General features: G+C 57.9%; 5 protein-coding genes. All 5 read left to right on the top strand.

Features of this window, described 5'->3' with window-relative positions:
• Window positions 1-837 (top strand): metallopeptidase TldD-related protein (locus tag VN887_17745; GenBank protein ID HXT41856.1); only part of this gene is annotated, 837 nt, incomplete at its 5' end.
• Window positions 838-1,039: 202 nt separating this feature from the next.
• Window positions 1,040-2,419 carry a TldD/PmbA family protein gene (locus VN887_17740; GenBank protein ID HXT41855.1) on the top strand — a complete coding sequence of 460 codons (1,380 nt, stop codon included), beginning with the start codon at window positions 1,040-1,042 and terminating at the stop codon, window positions 2,417-2,419.
• Between the two features lie 18 nt (window positions 2,420-2,437).
• A complete protein-coding gene (locus VN887_17735; GenBank protein HXT41854.1) occupies window positions 2,438-2,809 on the top strand; it encodes a hypothetical protein in 372 nt (123 codons plus the stop codon).
• A 43-nt stretch (window positions 2,810-2,852) separates the two neighbouring features.
• Complete coding sequence (locus VN887_17730; protein ID HXT41853.1) at window positions 2,853-3,356, top strand: DUF2393 family protein; 504 nt, start codon at window positions 2,853-2,855, stop codon at window positions 3,354-3,356.
• A 163-nt stretch (window positions 3,357-3,519) separates the two neighbouring features.
• The coding region (gene selD / locus VN887_17725; GenBank protein HXT41852.1) for a selenide, water dikinase SelD at window positions 3,520-4,195 on the top strand (676 nt) is incomplete at its 3' end.

Below are 4,195 nucleotides of genomic sequence, written 5' to 3'. Positions count from 1 at the left end.
GCACTGGATTTCTTCTTCGGCGAAAAAACTCCGGAGTATTTCGCCAGGGAAGCAGGCCGTCAGGCAGTGCTGCAGCTCGATGCCCGAGAAGCCCCAGCGGGCGAAATGGAAGTCGTGCTCGGTCCAGGTTGGCCGGGCGTGCTGCTGCATGAGGCCGTTGGCCACGGGCTTGAAGCGGACTTCAATCGCAAACAGACATCCGCATTTTCAGGACTGATCGGCAAGAGTGTCGCCAGCGAGAAAGTGACCGTGGTGGACAACGGCACAATGCCGTGGCGTCGCGGCTCGCTTAATGTGGACGATGAGGGAAACCCCACGCAGGAAAATGTCCTCATTGAAAAGGGGATTCTCAAGGGATACCTGAGCGACAAATTGTCAGCAAAACTCATGGGTATGGCTAATACCGGCAACGGTCGCCGCGAAAGTTATGAGCACATTCCCATGCCGCGAATGACGAACACCTACATGCTGGCCGGCGACGACGACCCTGAAGACATCCTTCGTTCGGTGAAACGCGGTATTTACGCCGTGAATTTCGGTGGCGGCCAGGTGGACATCACCAACGGCAAGTTTGTCTTCTCCGCGTCGGAAGCCTACTTGATCGAAGACGGCCATGTGACAGCTCCGATTCGTGGTGCAACATTGATCGGGAACGGCCCGAATGCGCTCACGCGCGTTTCTATGGTGGGCAACGATCTGAAGCTGGATGAAGGCATCGGAACCTGCGGCAAAGACGGCCAGGCCGTGCCGGTTGGGGTCGGTATGCCCACAACCAAACTGGATCGGCTGACGGTTGGCGGCACCGCACGCAAAGATCCCGGCGGCTTCATGCAGTAAGAGTGTGAGTTCACCACAGAGACACCGAGGCACAAAGGCGCAGAACAAATCGGCGGAATTCGATGAAAACATCGGACCGGCCACCAACTGGTTTTTCAACTTTCTTTTTTCTTTTGTTTTTCTCTGTGTCTCTGTGCCTCTGTGGTGAATTGATTCGTGTTTTGCCAACAACCAAGGACGAACGACCAACGACGTTTTTCTTATGCCTGAAACTACTCTCGAACCCCAGACCGAAACCGACCTGAAATCCCTTGCCCAGGACATTGTCCGCCGCGCGATGCAGCACGGTGCAAGCGCAGCCGAATGCGTCATTCGCGAAGGCGACGAGTTCTCTACCCTCGTCCGTCTCGGCCAGGTTGAAACTCTGAAGGAATCCGGATCGAAAGCCATTGGCATACGCGTGTTCTTTGGCAAGCGTTCTGCCAGCACGCATTCGAGCGACTTCTCCCGTGCAGGGCTTGATCGCATGCTGAGCTCGGCGCTCGAGCTCGCGAAAATCACCTCCGAAGATCCGTTCGCGGGAATTCCCGAGCAGAATCAATTGGGAGTGATCCCCGGCGACCTCGATCTGTACTCTTCCGACGTTTACTCTCTTCCGGGACAGGAGCGCATCGCCTACGCTCGCCGCGCGGAAAAAGCTGCACTCGACTCCGACCCGCGAATCAAGAACTCGGACGGCGGATCGTTCGACGCAGCCACCGGACACAAAATCCTCGCAAACTCGCTCGGGTTCCTTGGCGAATATCGCCGGTCCTATTGCTCGGTTGCGGCGGTCCCGATTGCGCAAGATGAGAACGGCGCAATGCAGCGCGACTACTGGTTTTCCGTCGCGCGCAGTCTGGGAAAGCTTGAGTCTCCCGAACACGTGGGCAAGATCGCTGCGCAACGTACCCTCCGCCGGCTCGGCGCCCGCAAAGTCAAGACGCAACAGGTACCAATCATCTTTGATCCCCTGGTCGCGACCTCGATCCTCGAGCACATCTTCGAGGGCGTGAATGGCGATTCGGTTTATCGCGGCGCCTCGTTTCTCGCGGGAAAGTTGGGACAGAAAATCGCAGCCGATAACGTCACCGTCATTGATGACGGCACCATGGTCGGCGGTTTCGGCACCAGCCCGTTCGATGGCGAAGGCATTCCGACGCGACGAACTGTGGTCATCGATCGGGGTGTGCTGGCGTCCTATCTGCTGAACACTTACACCGCGAAGAAACTGAACCTGAAGACCACTGGCAACGCCTCGCGCGGACTGGCCGGAACGCCCGGCATCGGGCCCGGCAATTATTTCCTGCAGCCCGGCTCGCGAACACCACAAGAACTGATTGCCGACGTAAAAGAAGGCTTGTACGTCACGGAGTTCCTGGGCATGGGCGTGAACCTCGTGACCGGCGACTACTCGCGCGGCGCGTCCGGCCTGTGGATTTCAAACGGCGAGTTGACCTATCCGGTCGAGGAGATCACCGTCGCCGGCAACCTGAAAGAGATGTTCATTAACATCTCGGAAATTGCCACCGATCTCGAATTCCGCGGCTCGGTCGCGGCGCCCACGCTCCGCATTGACGGGCTCACCGTCGGAGGCGAGTAAGTGCGGTTCGCACGAATCGTGTTTTTGATTGCGGGGATCTGGGGCGTCCTCGTCCTGACCCCGCTTTATTTCATGTTCGATGTCATCGGACGCAAGGACCCGCCACCGATCACTCATCCCGGCTTCTATTACGGTTTCGTGGGCGTTGGGTTGGCGTGGCAGATTGCCTTCTTCGTCATTGCACACAACCCGGTCCGGTTGCGCCCCATGATGGTTCCTTCGGTGCTCGAAAAATTCATCTATGCCGCTTCGCTCGCGGTGCTCTACCTGCAATCGCGTATTCACCCGTCCGACCTGGTCTTTGCCGGCATTGATGCGCTGCTCGGCGTCCTCTTTATCGTTGCTTTCATCCGAACCCCAAATTCCAGGACCGTAACCTTTTCCGCATAGCCTTTCTCGTTTCGTTCAGGTTTGAAGAATATAATCGTGCTGCATGGGCGGACTGCTGCAACCAACACCGACAGTCGCCGAGCGCGACAACAGTAGGCGCACAATCCTGATCGCGATTGCGGCCGTCATGGTGTTGGCCGTGATTGCAGCCGTGGTCCTTCGCCCAAAGCCCAAGGCCGTTGCCGCGCCTCCGCCGTATGCTGCCGACCTGAAATTCTCCGACGTCAAACTCAGCCAGGCGCAGAACTTCGTTGGCGCGACCGTCACCTACGTGGATGGGAGTCTCAGCAACACTGGTAACAAGACCGTCACCGGCGCAACGGTGCGCGTTACATTCAAAGATCCCTACGGTCAGATCGCCCAGGTCGAGGAAGTTCCGATCAAAATCTTGCGGACCAGCGGCCCGTATCCCGATACCGCAAACCTCTCCGTCGCTCCGCTTGCCGCGGGCCAGAGTCAAAGCTTCCGGCTTACCTTCGAACATGTAAGCGACCAGTGGAACCAGGGCCAGCCGGATTTGCAGATCATCGCCATCACCGCAAAGTAGAAGCCGGAATCAATCTTGCATTCTTCCCGTCCCAGGCCGCAACGCCTGAAACCACCTTTTTCTTTACAATCTCAGCATGTCTGAAACCAAGACCGTGCGCCTGACGGAGACGGTCAAAGCTGCGGGTTGAGCGTCCAAGCTGAGTCCGGCGGCGCTGGACAAGGTGCTTGGGAAATTAGCCCGGCAAGATGATCCGAATGTCCTGGTCGGCTTCGATCACGCCGACGACGCCGGAGTGTATCAACTCGGGCCCGACTCCGCGCTGGTTCAGACCGTAGACTTCTTCACGCCAATTGTTGATGATCCTTACACCTTCGGACAGATCGCCGCCACAAATTCCCTCAGCGACGTTTACGCGATGGGCGGTCGCCCACTCACCGCGCTCGCAATGGTTTGCTTTCCTGAGAAGGGTGATCTCGATGTCCTCGAACGCATTCTCGCCGGCGGATTGTCAAAAATGATCGAGGCTGGCTGCACCATCATCGGTGGCCACAGCATTCGCGATGACGAGACAAAGTTCGGCTACTCCGTCACCGGCCTGATCAATACGAAAAGAGTATTGAAGAATGGCGGCGCACAACCCGGCGACCGGCTCATCCTGACTAAAGCTCTGGGAACCGGAGTGATCTCGACGGCGATCAAGAAGGGCGTTGCCCAGCAGGCGTGGATTGATGCTGCGGTCAAATCAATGACGACCCTAAATAAGATCGCGGCGGAAGCCCTCATCAACACATATGGAAGGACGACCGCCCTCGGCGGTCCGGCGGACGACGCACGACGCACGACGCCTGGCGGCGCTCTTCCCGTTCACGCCCTTACCGACATCACCGGATTTGGAT

The sequence above is a fragment of the Candidatus Angelobacter sp. genome (genome assembly GCA_035607015.1).
GTDB lineage: Bacteria > Verrucomicrobiota > Verrucomicrobiia > Limisphaerales > AV2 > AV2.
This window is presented reverse-complemented; position numbering and strand designations above follow the sequence as displayed.

What these genes read in the sequence shown, in the direction of transcription:
- VN887_17740 (HXT41855.1), top strand. Translation starts at nt 1,040, where the DNA reads ATGCCTGAAACTACTCTCGAACCCCAGACCGAAACCGACCTGAAATCC.
- VN887_17730 (HXT41853.1), top strand. Translation starts at nt 2,853, where the DNA reads ATGGGCGGACTGCTGCAACCAACACCGACAGTCGCCGAGCGCGACAAC.